Annotated in this window: 17 protein-coding genes and 1 tRNA gene; 5 read left to right on the forward strand and 13 right to left on the reverse strand. The window is 67.2% G+C overall.

What is annotated here, in order from left to right; translation table 11 throughout:
• Positions 1-12: 12 nt before the first annotated feature.
• Genes DS843_RS10545 through DS843_RS10555 form a run of 3 tightly spaced genes read left to right on the forward strand, consistent with a single transcriptional unit; the run spans position 13 to position 2,550 of the window.
• Complete coding sequence (locus tag DS843_RS10545; RefSeq protein ID WP_167525259.1) at positions 13-342, forward strand: DUF2849 domain-containing protein; 330 nt, start codon at positions 13-15, stop codon at positions 340-342.
• 35 nt (positions 343-377) lie between these two features.
• Positions 378-2,066: a nitrite/sulfite reductase gene (locus DS843_RS10550; RefSeq protein WP_149468838.1), complete on the forward strand. Its 1,689-nt coding sequence runs from the start codon at positions 378-380 to the stop codon at positions 2,064-2,066.
• Positions 2,053-2,550 (forward strand): DUF934 domain-containing protein, encoded by a 498-nt coding sequence (locus DS843_RS10555; protein WP_149468839.1) that lies wholly within the window; start codon positions 2,053-2,055, stop codon positions 2,548-2,550. The genes DS843_RS10550 and DS843_RS10555 overlap by 14 nt, the downstream gene beginning before the upstream one ends.
• A 48-nt stretch (positions 2,551-2,598) precedes the next feature.
• On the opposite strand, the gene DS843_RS10560 is transcribed toward DS843_RS10555, so the two are convergent.
• Entirely contained in the window at positions 2,599-2,937 is a 339-nt protein-coding gene (locus DS843_RS10560) for a hypothetical protein (RefSeq protein WP_149468840.1), read from the reverse strand.
• A 264-nt stretch (positions 2,938-3,201) separates the two neighbouring features.
• Between DS843_RS10560 and DS843_RS10565 the strand changes: the two genes are divergently transcribed.
• Positions 3,202-4,971, forward strand: a complete 1,770-nt coding sequence (locus tag DS843_RS10565) for a cation:proton antiporter domain-containing protein (RefSeq protein WP_149468841.1) — start codon at positions 3,202-3,204, stop codon at positions 4,969-4,971.
• Positions 4,972-5,083: 112 nt separating this feature from the next.
• Here the strand turns inward: DS843_RS10565 and DS843_RS10570 are convergent.
• The 8 genes from DS843_RS10570 to DS843_RS10605 all read right to left on the reverse strand — a co-directional run bounded on the left by DS843_RS10570 (position 5,084) and on the right by DS843_RS10605 (position 9,902).
• A tRNA-Pro gene (locus DS843_RS10570) sits at positions 5,084-5,160 on the reverse strand.
• Between the two features lie 85 nt (positions 5,161-5,245).
• Positions 5,246-5,749: a MerR family transcriptional regulator gene (locus tag DS843_RS10575; RefSeq protein ID WP_149468842.1), complete on the reverse strand. Its 504-nt coding sequence runs from the start codon at positions 5,747-5,749 to the stop codon at positions 5,246-5,248.
• A 41-nt stretch (positions 5,750-5,790) separates the two neighbouring features.
• A complete protein-coding gene (locus DS843_RS10580; protein ID WP_149468843.1) occupies positions 5,791-6,129 on the reverse strand; it encodes an integration host factor subunit alpha in 339 nt (112 codons plus the stop codon).
• Between the two features lie 138 nt (positions 6,130-6,267).
• Positions 6,268-7,239, reverse strand: a complete 972-nt coding sequence (locus DS843_RS10585) for a beta-ketoacyl-ACP synthase III (RefSeq protein WP_149468844.1) — start codon at positions 7,237-7,239, stop codon at positions 6,268-6,270.
• Positions 7,240-7,243: 4 nt separating this feature from the next.
• On the reverse strand, positions 7,244-8,296 hold the full coding sequence (plsX, locus tag DS843_RS10590) for a phosphate acyltransferase PlsX (protein WP_149468845.1): 1,053 nt from the start codon (positions 8,294-8,296) through the stop codon (positions 7,244-7,246).
• Positions 8,297-8,345: 49 nt separating this feature from the next.
• Positions 8,346-8,531, reverse strand: a complete 186-nt coding sequence (rpmF, locus tag DS843_RS10595) for a 50S ribosomal protein L32 (protein ID WP_014240744.1) — start codon at positions 8,529-8,531, stop codon at positions 8,346-8,348.
• Between the two features lie 105 nt (positions 8,532-8,636).
• On the reverse strand, positions 8,637-9,245 hold the full coding sequence (locus tag DS843_RS10600) for a YceD family protein (RefSeq protein WP_149468846.1): 609 nt from the start codon (positions 9,243-9,245) through the stop codon (positions 8,637-8,639).
• A 105-nt stretch (positions 9,246-9,350) separates the two neighbouring features.
• The gene (locus DS843_RS10605) at positions 9,351-9,902 is read right to left on the reverse strand and encodes a ubiquinol-cytochrome C chaperone family protein (protein WP_149468847.1); all 552 of its coding nucleotides are present in this window, start codon (positions 9,900-9,902) and stop codon (positions 9,351-9,353) included.
• 129 nt (positions 9,903-10,031) lie between these two features.
• Between DS843_RS10605 and DS843_RS10610 the strand changes: the two genes are divergently transcribed.
• The gene (locus DS843_RS10610) at positions 10,032-10,499 is read left to right on the forward strand and encodes an outer membrane protein assembly factor BamE (RefSeq protein WP_149468848.1); all 468 of its coding nucleotides are present in this window, start codon (positions 10,032-10,034) and stop codon (positions 10,497-10,499) included.
• 83 nt (positions 10,500-10,582) lie between these two features.
• Here DS843_RS10610 and DS843_RS10615 read toward each other — a convergent pair whose 3' ends face one another.
• The 4 genes from DS843_RS10615 to nusB all read right to left on the reverse strand — a co-directional run bounded on the left by DS843_RS10615 (position 10,583) and on the right by nusB (position 15,021).
• Complete coding sequence (locus DS843_RS10615) at positions 10,583-12,685, reverse strand: sodium-translocating pyrophosphatase (RefSeq protein ID WP_149468849.1); 2,103 nt, start codon at positions 12,683-12,685, stop codon at positions 10,583-10,585.
• 205 nt (positions 12,686-12,890) lie between these two features.
• Positions 12,891-13,349, reverse strand: coding sequence for a hypothetical protein (locus DS843_RS10620; RefSeq protein WP_286192040.1), 459 nt, complete (start codon positions 13,347-13,349; stop codon positions 12,891-12,893).
• 102 nt (positions 13,350-13,451) lie between these two features.
• On the reverse strand, positions 13,452-14,471 hold the full coding sequence (thiL, locus tag DS843_RS10625; RefSeq protein ID WP_149468851.1) for a thiamine-phosphate kinase: 1,020 nt from the start codon (positions 14,469-14,471) through the stop codon (positions 13,452-13,454).
• The gene (gene nusB, locus DS843_RS10630; protein ID WP_149468852.1) at positions 14,449-15,021 is read right to left on the reverse strand and encodes a transcription antitermination factor NusB; all 573 of its coding nucleotides are present in this window, start codon (positions 15,019-15,021) and stop codon (positions 14,449-14,451) included. The genes thiL and nusB overlap by 23 nt, the downstream gene beginning before the upstream one ends.
• Between the last annotated feature and the right edge of the window lie 6 nt (positions 15,022-15,027).

Below are 15,027 nucleotides of genomic sequence, written 5' to 3' on the forward strand. Positions count from 1 at the left end.
GGAGTTGAAGGCATGGCGTTGAACGATAAGTCCAGGAACGAGGCGGTGCTGAAGGCCATCACCGCGAACCGCCTGCGCGACGGCGAGGTGGTCTTCCTCGCCCCCGATGCCAGTTGGGCGGAGCGGCTGACGGACGCCGCCCTGTTCGAGGACGCAGCCACCGCCGATACCGCCCTTGCCGCCGCCAAGGCGCAGGCCGAGGGCGAGCAGTTCGCCGTGGACGTCTACGCTTTCGACCTGCGCATCACCGACGGGCTGCGCGTGCCGGTCAAGACGCGGGAACGCATCCGGGCGCTGGGTCCCACCGTGCGCATCGATCTCGGCAAGCAGGCCGCGGCCTGATCCGGGCGGCCAACATTCTGACAAGGGCGAGTTCCATGAACCACATCGCGCCCGGCCGCAACGCCGGGGTCTACGGCTACGACGAGATCGACCGCCGCTTCGTCGCGGAGCGCGTCGAGCAGTTCCGCGCCCAGGTCGCCCGCCGCCTGTCCGGCGAACTGACGGAGGAGGAGTTCAAGCCCCTGCGGCTGATGAACGGCCTCTACCTCCAGCTTCACGCCTACATGCTGCGCATCGCCGTTCCCTACGGCGTGATGACCTCGCGCCAGATGCGCAAGCTGGCGGAGATCGGGCGGAAGTACGACAAGGGCTACGGCCACTTCACCACCCGCCAGAACCTCCAGTTCAACTGGATCAAGCTGGAGGACACCCCGGCCATCCTGCACGAGCTGGCCGAGGTGGACATGCACGCTCTGCAGACCAGCGGCAACTGCGTGCGCAACGTCACCACCGACCAGTTCGTCGGCGCGGCGCGGGACGAGGTGGTGGACGGGCGCGTCTACGCCGAAATCCTGCGGCAGTGGACCACCCTGCATCCCGAATTCACCTATCTGCCTCGCAAGTTCAAGATCGCCATCATGGGGTCCGACGCCGACCGCGCGGCCATCCGCATCCATGACGTGGGCGTCTATGCCAAGCGCAACGCGCGGGGCGAGGTCGGCTTCGCCTTCTACGCCGGCGGCGGTCTGGGCCGGTCGCCCTTCGTGGGCAAGCTGATCCGCGACTGGGTGCCGGAGGAGGACTTCGTCGCCTACCTCGAAGCCATCCTGCGCGTCTACAACCAGTATGGCCGGCGCGACAACATCTACAAGGCGCGCATCAAGATCCTCGTCCACGAGCTGGGCCAGGAGACCTTCACCCGGGAGGTGGAGGAGGAGTTCGCCCGGCTGCGCGGTCCGAAATACCGCCTCGCGCCGGAGATCGTGGCCGAAATCCGCCGCCGCTTCGGCGGTCCGGCCTTCGAGACGCTGACCGACGAGCCGGAGTCCTTCCGGGCCGCCAAGGCCGCGAACCCGGATTTCGCCCGCTGGGTGGCGGTCAACGTCACCGCGCACAAGGTCCCCGGCTACGCTGCCGCCACCATCTCCCTGAAGCCGGCCGGCGGCATCCCCGGCGACGCCACGTCGGAGCAGATGGAACTGGTCGCCGATCTGGCCGACGCGCACAGCTTCGGCGAGATTCGCGTCAGCCACGCGCAGAACCTCGTCCTGGCCCATGTCCGTCAGGACGCGCTGTTCGCCCTGTGGACGGCGCTGGAGGCCAACGGGCTGGGCACGCCGAACGCCGGCCTGATCGGCGACATCATCGCCTGCCCCGGCCTGGATTACTGCGCGCTGGCCAACGCCCGCTCGATCCCGCTGGCCCAGGCCATCTCGGCCCGCTTCGCCGACCCGGCGCGGCAGCAGGCCATCGGCGAGCTTGGCATCAAGATCAGCGGCTGCATCAACGCCTGCGGCCACCACCATGTCGGCGCCATCGGCATTCTCGGCGTGGATAAGAAGGGCGAGGAGTTCTACCAGATCACCGTGGGCGGCGACCCGACCCTGACCACGGCGATCGGCGACATCCTCGGCCCGGCGGTGACCGCCGACGAGACGGTGGATGCCATCGAAGCCATCGTCGAGGTCTATCTGTCCAACCGCCACGACGGGGAACGCTTCATCGACACGCTGAAGCGCGTCGGCCACGGCCCGTTCAAGGAGAGAGTCTATGCCGCTCATTAAGGACGGCTGCATCGTCGAGGACGAGTGGGTGCAGGTCGCGGACGGCGAGCCGGTTCCCGCCGACCGCCCCGCCATCGTCACCTTCGAGCGCTGGCAGGCGGAACGCGCGGGCTTCGACGGGCGCAACGCGGCGCTGGGCCTGCGGGTGAAGAGCGGGACCCTGGCCCCGGCCATCGCCGCGGATCTGGACCGCTTCGCCCTGGTGGCGATCGAGTTCCCGAAGTTCCGCGACGGGCGCGGCTTCTCCACCGCGCGCGAATTGCGGGAGCGCTACGGCTTCCAGGGCGAGATCCGGGCGGTCGGGCACGTTATCCCCGACCAGTACCAGTTCCTGGTCCGCACCGGCTTCACCTCCGCCGAGGCGCCGGAGAACACCAACCCGGAAAGCTGGGCGCACGCCCTGACGGAGATCACCGTCGGCTTCCAGCCGTCGCTGGACGATCCGCAGCCGCTGTCGCTCCTGCGCCGCCGCCTGGGCGCCTGACGAGCATCGCCGCGCCCGTTTCCCGGCAGGGGGCGGGCGCGGCATCCCTCACATCCCGGTGAAGAGCCAGAACAGGCCAGCCGCCGCGGCCACGACGACCGCCACCAGCACTCCGGCCATAGTACGCCGTAACCGTGCCTCGCGCCGTTCGACCTCCCGGCGCTTCCTCAGCAGATATTGTTGCTCGGGTCCGAGAAAGGCCCCCGAATCGCTGTCCAGCGCGATGGCGCGCTTTGCCGCGTTCCGGTTGCGGGCGACCGGAGGCGTCCGAACCGGGAGCCGCGCCGCCCGCCCCTCCAGCACCATCGTTTCCCCCGCCAGCGGGCGCCCTGCCCCCGACCGGCCACGGCCCGTCTTCCTGGATGCCTTGCGTCTCTTGCTCGCCATGCCCCTCACCTCACCATCGGCCAGCGGAGCATAGCGGCCCCGGCCCGCTTATCCAGTCCCGGATGACGGTGGGCCAGCAAGGTCACATCGACCATCCCGCCGCCCTTGCCGAAGCGACGGGCAATTGAGGCGAATTGTCCGGGGCTGCGCTCCAGTCCGCGCCGGCGCGGGCGATGGATCTGAAAAAATCCGGTCAAGATCGCCCACGGCGGCCATCGGAATCCGTACTATGCGGCATCGCGCCGACGCAGCCAGGATTCCCGCATGCCTCATGACGTTCCGCTCATTTCCATGATCGCCATCGCCTTCGGGTTGGCTTTCGTCTTCGGATACATCGCCGACCGCATCCGCCTGCCTCCCCTCGTCGGTTATCTGGTCGCCGGCGTCGTCGTCGGCCCCTTCACGCCGGGCTTCGTCGCCGACGGCGCTCTGGCCGCGCAGTTGGCCGAGATCGGCGTGATTCTCCTGATGTTCGGCGTCGGGCTTCACTTCTCGCCTTCGGACCTGCTGGCGGTCCGAAAGATCGCCATTCCCGGTGCGGTCGGCCAGATCGGCCTCGCCACGCTCCTGGGCGTCGGGCTGGCGTGGCTCTGGGGTTGGAGCCTCGGCGCCGGCCTTGTGCTGGGCCTCAGCCTCTCGGTGGCGAGCACGGTCGTTCTGCTGAAAGCCCTGGAAGAGCGCGACATGCTGAACACCGCCGAAGGGCGCGTGGCGGTGGGCTGGCTGATCGTCGAGGATCTCGCGATGGTCCTGGCGCTCGTCCTGCTGCCGGCCCTGGCGGAGGTTCTGGGAGGCCATGCGCCGGGCGTTGCGGGCGACCACCACGGCGCCGGGGCGGACGGGCCGGTGTGGCTGACGCTGGCCCTCACGCTGGGCAAGGTGGCCGCCTTCGCCATGTTGGCGATCATGCTCGGCCCGCGGGTCGTTCCGGTGATCCTGACCAGCGTCGCCCGCACCGGCTCGCGCGAGTTGTTCACCCTGTCCGTTCTCGCCATCGCGCTCGGCGTCGCCTACGGCTCGGCGGTGCTGTTCGGCGTGTCCTTCGCCCTGGGCGCTTTCTTCGCGGGCGTCGTGCTGAACGAATCGCGCTTCAGCCACAAGGCGGCCACCGATTCGATGCCGTTGCAGGACGCCTTCGCCGTTCTGTTCTTCGTGTCGGTCGGCATGCTGTTCGACCCGTCGATCCTGCTGCGCGATCCGCTGGCGGTCGTCGCCGTCGTGGCCCTGATCGTGGTGGGCAAGTCGCTGATCGCGTTCGGCATCGTGATCCTGCTGCGATTCCCGGTGGGCATGGGTCTGGCGGTTTCGGCCAGCCTCGCGCAGATCGGCGAATTCTCCTTCATCCTCATCGGTTTGGGGATGTCGCTCGGCCTGCTGCCGGAGGAAGGGCGCGACCTCGTGCTGGCGGGTGCGCTGCTGTCGATCACGCTGAACCCGGCTGTCTTCGCGGCGGTCGGCGTCCTGCGCAAGCATCTCCAGGCCAAGCGGCCTGCGGGAATCCCCCCCTATGGTTGGGAGCAGTTCGAGCGGCTCCAGAGCAGCCTCGCCGACGCCCGCCACCAGGCGGAGGAGCGCGAGAAGGAGCACAGCCTGCAAATCCAGGCGCTGGCAAAGACCTTCCCGGTGCTGTCGATGCTGGATGCGCACGAGCAGGAACGGCTGATGATGCTCTTCCGGTCGAAGTCGGTGGTTCCCGGCGAACGGATCATCCGCAAGGGCGACCGTGCCAACGCCATGTACTTCATCTCCTCCGGCGCCGTGGAGGTGCTGACGGAAGACCAGACCATCCGCCTTGACGCCGGCACCATGTTCGGCGAGATGGCTCTGCTGAGCGGCGAACGTCGGAACGCCGACGTCGCCGCGGTCGATTACTGCCAGCTCCAGGTTCTCGACCGGCGCGACTTCAACCAGTTCACCGCCCGGCATCCGGCGTTGCGCACGGCTTTGATCGACATGGCGGCGCAGCGGCGCAAGATGAACCAGCAGGACACCGCCGTTCCGGACGCGACGGCGACATCGGAAAACGCCGCCTGAGCTTGCCGGCGGCCCCGTTTCAACGGAACAACCGCCGGCAGTTCAACGAGGACACCAAAAGAAAAGGCCTCGGAGCTGATAAGCTCCGAGGCCTTTTCATCTTCCGGAACATTGGTCGGAGCGACAGGATTTGAACCTGCGACCCCCAGACCCCCAGTCTGATGCGCTACCAGGCTGCGCTACGCTCCGTTCGACGGACCGCCCTTCGTTCCGGAAGGGAGCGGGACTATAGCCGGGACCTTGGTCCAACGCAAGCGCTACAGTTCACTTTTTTTCACACTTCCCGAAATTCTTTCACCTCTCTATTTGCGAGCGCAAGCCTTGCCTCTTTCAACTCCTCAAGAGCTTCGGCGATGGCTCGCCGGACGGCGTCCGGCATCACCTCGGCGGCAAGGACCGGGGCGTGCCCGATGTCGTCCCGATCGGCATCCGGGATGTCCAGCCCCTCGTCCGGAGGCGCTTCGGCGGCGTCCGGCTCATCCGGACCGGCATCCGCCCGCCGGGATTCCGGATCGTCGTCGACCTGTCCGTCCTTCAGAAGGCGCTGGACGCCCTTGATCGTGTAGCCTTCGCCATACAGCAGGTTCTGGATCTGCCGCAGCAAGTCCACGTCTTCCGGGCGGTAATAGCGCCGCCCTCCGCCGCGCTTGAGCGGACGGAGCTGTGGGAACTTGCTTTCCCAGAATCGCAGCACATGCTGCGGCACGTCCAACTCGGAAGAAACCTCGCTGATCGTGCGGAACGCCGTGGCGGACTTCGCGATGCCGCGCGCCTTCATATCCGGGGAAACCTTTGTTGACAGCCGCGCAGGGCGGCGAATCAGGACACCGCCTTCACGCGCTGAGCCTGGGCCTCTTCCGCTTCCACGACCTCGTTGATGCGGTTCTTCAGGACATGGCTCGCCCGGAAGACCAGAACGCGCCTGGGCAGGATCGGCACCTCTTCGCCGGTCTTCGGGTTGCGGCCCACCCGCTGCCCCTTCTGACGGATCTGGAAACTGCCGAAGGACGAAATCTTGACCATCTCGCCGCGGGCCAATGCGTCGGAAATCTCTTCCAGGACGCATTCGACCAGATCGGCGGATTCGTTGCGCGACAGGCCGACCTCCTGGTAGACCGCCTCGCTGAGTTGCGCGCGTGTAACGGTGTTTTGTGACATGGTTCGCTTCCCCCCCGAAACCATAGGGGAAAAACCGTAATCCGGGGAAAGAACCCGGTCAATTCAAAAGCTTGTATCGCCACATTGTGAGAGGGGCCGCAAACGCAGCCATCCAGCGAACGGAACCGGCAGCCCCGCTTACCAGCGCACCATGGCGGCGCCCCAGGTCAGGCCACCGCCGATGGCCTCCATGAGGATCAGGTCGCCGCGCTTCACGCGGCCGTCATGCACCGCCTCGCACAGGGCCAGCGGGATCGAGGCGGCGGACGTGTTGCCGTGACGGTCCACCGTCAGCACGACCTTTTCGGTCGGCAACTTCAACTTTCGGGCGATGCCGTCGATGATCCGCTGGTTGGCCTGATGCGGGACCAGCCAATCCACCGCCGAAGGCTCCAAACCGTTGGCGGCCAGAGCCTCCTCGACGACCGACGACAGCTTGCTGACGGCATGACGGAACACGTCCTGGCCGTTCATCCGCACATGCCCCGCCGTGCCGGTGGTGGACGGGCCGCCATCGACGTAGAGCAGCCCGTACTGGGCACCGTCCGAATGCAGATGCGTGGACAGGACGCCACGGTCCGCCGCGGTGCCGGCGGCGTCGTAGCCTTCCATCACCACCGCACCGGCGCCGTCCCCGAACAGCACGCAGGTCGTGCGGTCTTTCCAGTCGAGCAGGCGGGAAAAGGTCTCCGCACCGATGACCAGGGCGCGGGTGGCCTGCCCGATGCGGATGAAATTGTCGGCGATGGACATCGCATAAACGAATCCGGCGCACACCGCCTGGATATCCAGCGCGAAGCCCTTCGTCCCCAACGCCGCCTGCACCTTTGTCGCAGTCGCGGGAAAGGTGTTGTCAGGCGTCGTCGTCGCCAGCACGATGCAGTCGATACTGGCGGCGTCCACCCCGGCATGCTCCAGCGCGCGGGTCGCCGCCGCGATGGCAAGGTCGGAGGTCAGTTCCCCGTCGGCGGCGATGTGCCGCGACTTGATGCCGGTGCGCTGGACGATCCACTCGTCCGACGTCTCCACACGGGCCTCAAGATCGCGATTCGTCACGACATTGGCCGGGAGATAGGAACCGCAGCCGAGAATCCGGGAACGCTTGACCATGATGTTAGACCGCCGCCGCCTTCGTGTCGGGAAGAGGCTTGGCATCGCTCAGACGCTGCATCTCTTCCTTGATTCGGTCGTTGAAACCGTTTGCCGCCAGATTGTAGGCCACACCGATGGCGTTGGCGAACCCGATGGCGTCGGTGCCCCCGTGGCTCTTCACGCAGACGCCGCGCAGGCCCAGGAACATGGCGCCGTTGTAGCGGCGCGGATCGGTGCGCTGCTTCAACCGCTTGAAGGCCCCGCGGGCCAGCAGATAGCCCAGACGCGCCGTCCAGGAGGACTGGAACGTCCGGCGCAGGAACTCCGTGAAGAGCTTCGCCGTGCCTTCGGCGGTCTTCAGGGCGACGTTGCCGGTGAAACCGTCGGTGACGATCACGTCCACCGTGCCGGTGGCGATGTCGTTGCCCTCGACGAACCCGTGGAAACGCCCCGGCAGCGGCATCTCGCGCAGGCGGGTCGCGGCGGCACGGACCACCTCGTTCCCCTTCACCTCTTCCGAACCGATGTTCAGCACGCCGATGGTCGGCTCGGACAGGTTCAACGCGGTGCGCGCGAAAACCGCGCCCATCACGGCGAACTGCACGAGATTCTCCGGCTGGCATTCGGTGTTGGCGCCGAGGTCGAGCATGACGCTCTCCCCCCGCAGAGTCGGGAAGAAGGACGCGATGGCCGGACGGTCGATGCCCGGAATCGTCTTCAGCACGAACTTCGCCATGGCCATGAGCGCGCCGGTGTTGCCGGCGGACACCACGCAGCCGGCCTGTCCACCCGCCACCGAATCGATGGCGAGCCGCATGCTCGACTGGCGCCCGGCGCGCAATGCGACCGATGGCTTGGCGTCGCCGGCCACGGCGTCCGGTGTGTGGCGCACCTCGGCCACCGCTCTCAGGGCGGGCCGCTGCGCGAGCAGCGGCTCGATGCGGGCGGCGTCCCCGAACAACAGGTAATGCACCTGCGGGTGACGCTCGCGGGCGATATCCGCCCCGGCGATCACCATATCGGGTCCCTTGTCGCCGCCCATGGCATCAAGGGCAATGGTCAGGCGCTGGCTCACCGCGGACAGGCTCCCTGGCTAGGACGTAGGGCGTCCAACCAATTCGCCATCAGGCCGCCGGAGCGCTCTGAACCACTTCGCGCTGGTCGTAATGACCGCAAGAGCCGCAGACATGGTGCGGGCGCTTCAGCTCGCCGCAGTTCGAGCACTCGGCGTAGGACGAGGTCGGCAGAGCGTGGTGCGAGCGACGCATGTTGCGGCGCGACTTGGAGGTCTTCTTCTTCGGAACAGCCATGGCCGTAAACTCTCTTCATTGTAAAAGGCGGCCCGAAGAGGGGCCGCCTGACGCGAGCGGCATTCAATACGGCAATTGCCCTCGAAGGGCAAGCCCGTTCCATCCTCAATTCTGCCGTTTCAGACGTTCCAGAACGGCGAACGGGTTCGGCTTCTCCGGATCGGCGCCGGCATCATCATCGGTGGAGGGAACGCCCTCCTCCTCGTCTTCGCCTTCGCTGTAGCCGGCGAACTCGATGCCTTCGGCGTGCGGATAGGGGTCGAGCGCAAGGGACAGGTGCTGGGCGGTCAGTTCACCGATGTCGACGCGCCCGTTCGTCATGGCCTCCGGAATGTCCTCCTCGGCGATGTTCGGGTCGATCTCGACATCGTCGTCGTCGTCGGGGACCATCGACTCCGGCGCGAACAGGGCGCCGAAGCGCTCGGACACGCGGGCGGGCACCGGCTCCAGAGTGACGACGCAGGTCTGAACCACGTCGGCGTTCAGTTCCCCTTCCACGCGCACCATCTGTCCGCCCCGCACGGAGCGCAGCCGGACCGTGGCGGTCAGCCGCCCGATTCCCTCCAGCTCGAACCGGTCGGCCAGGGCCTTGCGCTCGGCCTCCGTCGCCTCGATGGTCTCGACCATCTCGCCGTCGCGGTGAACGGCGTCGGCGCGGACGATGCGCGAGAATTCCGGGGCGGGGCCGGAGGAAAGCGGTGGCGTGTTGCGCATGTGAGGCAGTTCCTTGTCACAGCGCCCGTTCTGATGCGGGCGCCTCCTCTGTTCTGAGATGAATCCGTACGCCGGGAAAGGCAAGCCCGATCGAACGAAGCCCGATCAGTCCGAGTCCCCCGAGGGCGGCGGGCCGAAGCGGATCTCCCCGGCGAGGAGCGACTCCAGCGGCTGCGACTCCAGCCCGGCGGCCTCGCGCCGGACATAGGCCGCCATGGCGGCCAGCCGCTCCGGCGGCACGTCGGGCGCGGTGCCATAGATGTTGTTGTCGAGCGCCACTTCCAACCCTCGCCCGCCGTCCTCGGCCAGGGCGCGGTCGTAGACCTCGATCCGTCCGGCGATGCCGCGGGCCATGGTCTTGATTCGCCGCCCGACTCCGCTGTCGCCCACCCCCTGCTCCATCAGCGACTTCTCGAAATGGTCGATCATCGCCTCGAACAGCAGGCGCGAGCGGTCCGCCGCGGCGGGTCCCTGCCCTTTCAGGCGCCGCATCACCAGGAAGACATGAAGCACCACCATGTCGAAGCGCCCGTCGAGCGTGTCGGGAACGCCGAGGTCACGGTAAAAGTCCGGCAGCCGGGCCTGCGCGGCGATCTTGAGATAGAATTCGGAGGCGGCGCGGGCTTCACGCCGGCGCCGGAACAGGCGGTCGAGCACGGTTTCTCTCTCGCTCGGAGTTTCGTTGACAGAACAAACCGCGCGGTGCGATTGTCCCGGCATTGGGGGCGGAGTCCGGCCTGCCGCAAGGGTCCGACGGGCCGCCCGCGCCATCATAGCCTGAGCACCATGACGAGATCGATTCCTTCGGCGCTGTGCGCCTTCGCCTTTCTGGGTCTCGCCGTCTCCGCGTGCTCGCCCACCGTGGCGACCCGCGGCAACATGGCGGACCCCGACCGCATCGCCGAGATCAAGGCCGGCCAGTCGCGGCGGGAGGATGTGGCGGACATCCTCGGCACGCCGACGTCCGTGGGAACCTTCGACCAGAATGTCTGGTACTACATCGGCCAGAAGACGGAGAAGGTCGCCTTCTTCCAGCCGAGCGTGATGGAACGCCGGGTGGTGGTCGTCCACTTCGACGACTCCGGCGTGGTGAAGGAGATGAAGCAGCTCGACGCCAGCGACGGCCAGCAGGTCGACATCGTGGACCGCAGCACCCCTACCGCCGGGCGGGAGCTGAGCTTCCTGGAACAGATGCTCGGCAACGTCGGGCGCTTCTCCGCCAAGGACTCGCGCAACCGCGGACCGGGCCGCTGACGCGACCGCCCGTCCGTCCGTCTGGAAACACCGAAAAGCCCCGCTTTCGCGGGGCTTTTCTTTTGTCGCCGCTCGGTGCGGGATCAGCCGATCTGCGCCAGGATCGCCAGAAGCAGGATCGCCACGATGTTGGTGATCTTGATCATCGGGTTGACCGCCGGGCCGGCGGTGTCCTTGTACGGGTCGCCGACGGTGTCGCCGGTCACCGCCGCCTTGTGCGCGTCGGACCCCTTGCCGCCGTGATTCCCCTCCTCGATGTACTTCTTGGCGTTGTCCCAGGCGCCGCCGCCCGAGGTCATCGAGATGGCGACGAAGATGCCCGTCACGATGGTGCCCAGCAGCATGGCGCCCAGCGCGGCGAAGGCCTGGGCCTGACCGGCAATGGCGGCGATGACGACATACAGAACCACCGGGGCGAGCACCGGCAGCAGGGACGGGATCACCATCTCCTTGATCGCGGCGCGGGTCAGCATGTCCACGGCGCGCCCATAGTCGGGCTTCGCGGTGCCCTCCATGATGCCGCTGATCTCGCGGAACTGGCGGCGCACCTCCACCACCACCGAACCGGCGGCGCGCCCGACCGCGGTCATGCCCATCGCCCCGAACAGGTAGGGCAGCAGGCCGCCGATCAGCAGCCCGACGACCACATAGGGATCGTCCAGCCGGAACTCGACCTTCACGTTCGGGAAATAGTGTTTCAGGTCCTGCACATAGGCGGCGAACAGCACCAGCGCGGCCAGACCGGCGGAACCGATGGCGTAGCCCTTGGTCACCGCCTTCGTGGTGTTGCCGACGGCGTCCAGCGCGTCGGTCGTCACGCGGATGTCCTTGGGCATGTCCGCCATCTCCGCGATGCCGCCCGCGTTGTCGGTCACCGGGCCGTAAGCGTCGAGGGCCACCACCATGCCGGCCAGCGCGAGCATCGTGGTCGCGGCGATGCCGATCCCGAAGATGCCGGCCTGCCCATAGGCGATGATGATGCCGACGCAGATGACCAGGACGGGAAGCGCCGTCGCCTCCATCGACACGGCCAGCCCCTGGATCACGTTGGTGCCGTGCCCCGTCTCCGACGAGCGGGCAACGCTGCGCACCGGGCGGAAGGCGGTGGAGGTGTAATATTCGGTGATCCACACCAGCAGACCGGTAACGCCCAGTCCGACCAAGGACGAGACGAACAGGTTGCCGCCGGTCACATAACCGCCGTCATTCAGGGGGATGGGACGGGTGAAGCCGAACATGATCGCGGTCACGATCAGGATCAGGATCAGCGAGATGCCGGCGGTCGCCGCCAAGCCCTTGTAAAGGGCGGCCATGATGTTGTTGTTGCTGCCCAGCTTCACGAAGAAGGTGCCGGCGACGGAGGCGGCGATGCAGACCGCGCCGATGACCAGCGGATAGACGAGCAGCAGGCGAATCACCTCGCCCGAAAAGAAAATCGCCGCCAACAGCATGGTGGCGACGATGGTGACGGCGTAGGTCTCGAACAGGTCGGCGGCCATTCCGGCGCAGTCGCCGACATTGTCGCCCACATTGTCGGCGATGACCGCGGGGTTGCGGGGATCGTCCTCCGGAATGCCGGCCTCCACCTTGCCCACCAGATCGGCGCCGACGTCGGCGCCCTTGGTGAAGATGCCGCCGCCCAGACGCGCGAAGATGGAGATCAACGAGGCGCCGAAGCTCAGCGCCACCAGCGCCTCCAGCACGGCGCGGACCTCCACCGGGTCGGTCACGCGGTAGATCATCGTCAGGATGCCGTAATAGACGCCCACCCCGAGCAGGCCCAGCCCGACCACCAGCATGCCGGTGATCGCCCCCGCCTTGAAGGCGATGTCCAGCGCCGGGGCAAGCCCCTGAGTCGCGGCCTGAGCGGTGCGCACGTTGGCGCGCACCGACACGTTCATCCCTATGTAGCCGGCGGCCCCCGACAGGACCGCGCCGATCAGGAAGCCGATGGCCACATGCAGGCCGAGGAACGCGCCGAGGATGATGAGAAGCACCACGCCCGCGATGGCGATGGTCGTGTACTGGCGATTCAGATAGGCGCGGGCGCCCTCCTGCACGGCCGCAGCGATCTCCTGCATGCGCTCGGAACCGGCGGAGGCCGCCATGACTTGTCTGCCCGCGTAATACCCATACGCCAGGGCCAACAGGCCGCTGGCGATGATGATGACGAACGCTGCTGCCATCGGTTCCCCCAAATTATTATGGTATCGGGCCCGATTACCGCCTTGTCGTGAGAACGACCCGTGCAAACGAAGGTGGATGACGGGCGAGTTGTTCCGAAAAAGGATGCCGAAGCGGGAGACGCAATGCAACAGCCGCCATGCCCGAATTGGCGCGGCGATTTGGCCGAGGTGATACTGACTTTCGGATAGGTTCTTTTCGGAAAGGTTACAAATTGCGCTGCGTAACCACCTGAACAAGAACATTTTGCACCACGCCCTCCCCTACGACTTTGGCGGCGGCGGCGGCGAGTTTTTCTTTTACGGCAATAATGTTGACCAGATTACCACTCATGATCGACCGGTCGTCGACTCCGGCGTAGAGAGCCGTCAGACAGCGGTCGAAGACCAGAGGCTGGCGGGCCTGCACATAGGGAACCTTGTCGAGCACGACCTCCAGCGTGACCACCACGGTCACGAACTGCTCCACCTTCTGCGCGCCGATGGCCGGGACGACCAGGGGGTGCATACGGACGAATCCGGTGGGTGGCTTGGGCGGTGGCTCCTCCTTCTTGGGGACCGCCTCCTCATGCTCGACGAAATACTTGTTGTAGATCATCCAGCCGCCAAAGCCCGCGCCGCCCAGCAGCAGCAGGCCCAATACCAGCAATATGACGGCCTTGACCACGCCCACCCTTTCCCGGAAACGGAACGGATCGAGCCTAGCGCCGCCCTGCTTTCGATTGCGTTAAGCCGAGTCGGAAGGCGGTCCCCCTCGGGGAAGGCACCCTCAGAAATGGTCCCAGCCGCGAGTCGGCAGGTCCAGCGCCCGCCCTTGCGGATCGGTCACTACAACGCTGCCCGCCGGCCCTTCCACCAGCCGGCCTATGGCGGTCACCGGCACGCCCGTCTCCACCGACAGGGCGGCGAGCGCCGGGGCAGCCTCCGCCGGGGCCGCAAAGAGCAGTTCGTAATCGTCGCCACCGGTCAAAGCCAGGGCGAATCGCGCCGGATCGCTTCCGACCACCGCCCGCGCGGCGTCCGACAGAGGCACGCGGGCCGACTCCAGGATCGCGGCACAGCCCGATTCCTCGCAGAGATGGCCAAGATCCGCGACCAGTCCGTCCGACACGTCCAGGCAACCGGTCGCCAGCCCGACCAGACGCGGCCCCAGCGTGGTCCGCGGATCGGGGTACCGCAGCCGCCGCAGCAGCACAGCACGCGCCGAGTCGTCGGTCACCTCCAGCTTTCCGAAGGCGATCTGAAGGCCGAGCGCGGCGTCCCCGATGGTGCCGGTGACGAACAGCCGGTCACCGGGACGCCCGCCCCAGCGCGGCACCGCCTTGCCCTTCGGCACCAGACCGAAGGCGGTCACCGACAGGGTTACGGGGCCGGAGGTCGACACCGAGTCGCCCCCGGCCAGCGCGATGCCGAAGCGGGCCTGATCCTCGCCCAGACCGGCGGCGAACGCGCCCAGCCAGTCCTCCCCCACCGTTTTCGGCAGGGCGGTGACCAGCGTGTAGGCGTAGGGGACCGCCCCCATGGCGGCAAGGTCCGACAGGTTGGTGCGCAGCAGCTTGGCGGCGATGTCGCCGGGCGAGTCGTCTGGAAAGAAATGGACGCCGGCAACCATGGCGTCCGTGGTGACGACCAGTTCCTGGTCCGGCGGGATGCCGAACACGGCCGCGTCGTCGGCAAGCCCGCGGGCGCCCGGGAAACCGGACGCCAGCGGCTTGAAGAAGCGGTCGATTCGCCCGAACTCGCCGAGCGGCTTGCCGGACTTCGGATTACCGGTCTTTGGATTGATCACGGCTGGGGTCCGGCTGGGCCAGTTCGTCCGGCCGCAGCGCGCGGGCCACATGGTCGAGCACGCCGTTCACCATCCCCGGCTCCCGCGCCGCGAAGAAGGCGTGGGCCACATCCACATATTCGCTGATGAGGATGCGCGGGTGCGTGTCGTTGTGGACGAACAGCTCGTAAGCGCCGGCCCGCAGGATGGCGCGCATCAGCAGTTCCATCCGGTCCAGCGCGTAGCGGGGCTCCAGGGCGGAAGCCAGCATGCCGTCCACCTCCGCCCGGCGGTGCGCGGCGCCGCGCACGATGTCGGCGAAGAGCTGCGGGTCGGCGGAGACGAACTTCGCCCCGTCGATCTCCTCGCCCAGCCGGTGGTTGATGAACTCGCCGATCACGGATTCCACGGCGATGCCGGTCGGTTCGATCTGGTTCAGGTCGATCTGGTACAGGGCCTGAACGGCGGCAAGGCGCGCGGCCTTGCGCCGGGCCTTGGCCGATCCGCCACCCGTCCGGTTCCGGGAGCCGCGCTTCTGTTTCGCGCGGCCAGCCGCGTCGTCGTTGCTCATGATGCT

The organism is Roseomonas genomospecies 6 (assembly GCF_008365375.1).
GTDB lineage: Bacteria > Pseudomonadota > Alphaproteobacteria > Azospirillales > Azospirillaceae > Azospirillum.

Excerpts from the sequence above, each read along its gene's own strand:
- DS843_RS10600 (WP_149468846.1), bottom strand. The coding sequence starts at position 9,245 with ATGCGCAACACGCCACCGCTTTCCTCCGGCCCCGCCCCGGAATTCTCG.
- DS843_RS10585 (WP_149468844.1), bottom strand. The coding sequence starts at position 7,239 with ATGGTCAAGCGTTCCCGGATTCTCGGCTGCGGTTCCTATCTCCCGGCC.
- rpmF (WP_014240744.1), bottom strand. The coding sequence starts at position 8,531 with ATGGCTGTTCCGAAGAAGAAGACCTCCAAGTCGCGCCGCAACATGCGT.
- nusB (WP_149468852.1), bottom strand. The coding sequence starts at position 15,021 with ATGAGCAACGACGACGCGGCTGGCCGCGCGAAACAGAAGCGCGGCTCC.
- DS843_RS10550 (WP_149468838.1), top strand. The coding sequence starts at position 378 with ATGAACCACATCGCGCCCGGCCGCAACGCCGGGGTCTACGGCTACGAC.
- DS843_RS10560 (WP_149468840.1), bottom strand. The coding sequence starts at position 2,937 with ATGGCGAGCAAGAGACGCAAGGCATCCAGGAAGACGGGCCGTGGCCGG.
- DS843_RS10580 (WP_149468843.1), bottom strand. The coding sequence starts at position 6,129 with ATGTCACAAAACACCGTTACACGCGCGCAACTCAGCGAGGCGGTCTAC.
- DS843_RS10565 (WP_149468841.1), top strand. The coding sequence starts at position 3,202 with ATGCCTCATGACGTTCCGCTCATTTCCATGATCGCCATCGCCTTCGGG.
- DS843_RS10555 (WP_149468839.1), top strand. The coding sequence starts at position 2,053 with ATGCCGCTCATTAAGGACGGCTGCATCGTCGAGGACGAGTGGGTGCAG.
- DS843_RS10615 (WP_149468849.1), bottom strand. The coding sequence starts at position 12,685 with ATGGCAGCAGCGTTCGTCATCATCATCGCCAGCGGCCTGTTGGCCCTG.
- DS843_RS10575 (WP_149468842.1), bottom strand. The coding sequence starts at position 5,749 with ATGAAGGCGCGCGGCATCGCGAAGTCCGCCACGGCGTTCCGCACGATC.
- DS843_RS10610 (WP_149468848.1), top strand. The coding sequence starts at position 10,032 with ATGACGAGATCGATTCCTTCGGCGCTGTGCGCCTTCGCCTTTCTGGGT.
- DS843_RS10545 (WP_167525259.1), top strand. The coding sequence starts at position 13 with ATGGCGTTGAACGATAAGTCCAGGAACGAGGCGGTGCTGAAGGCCATC.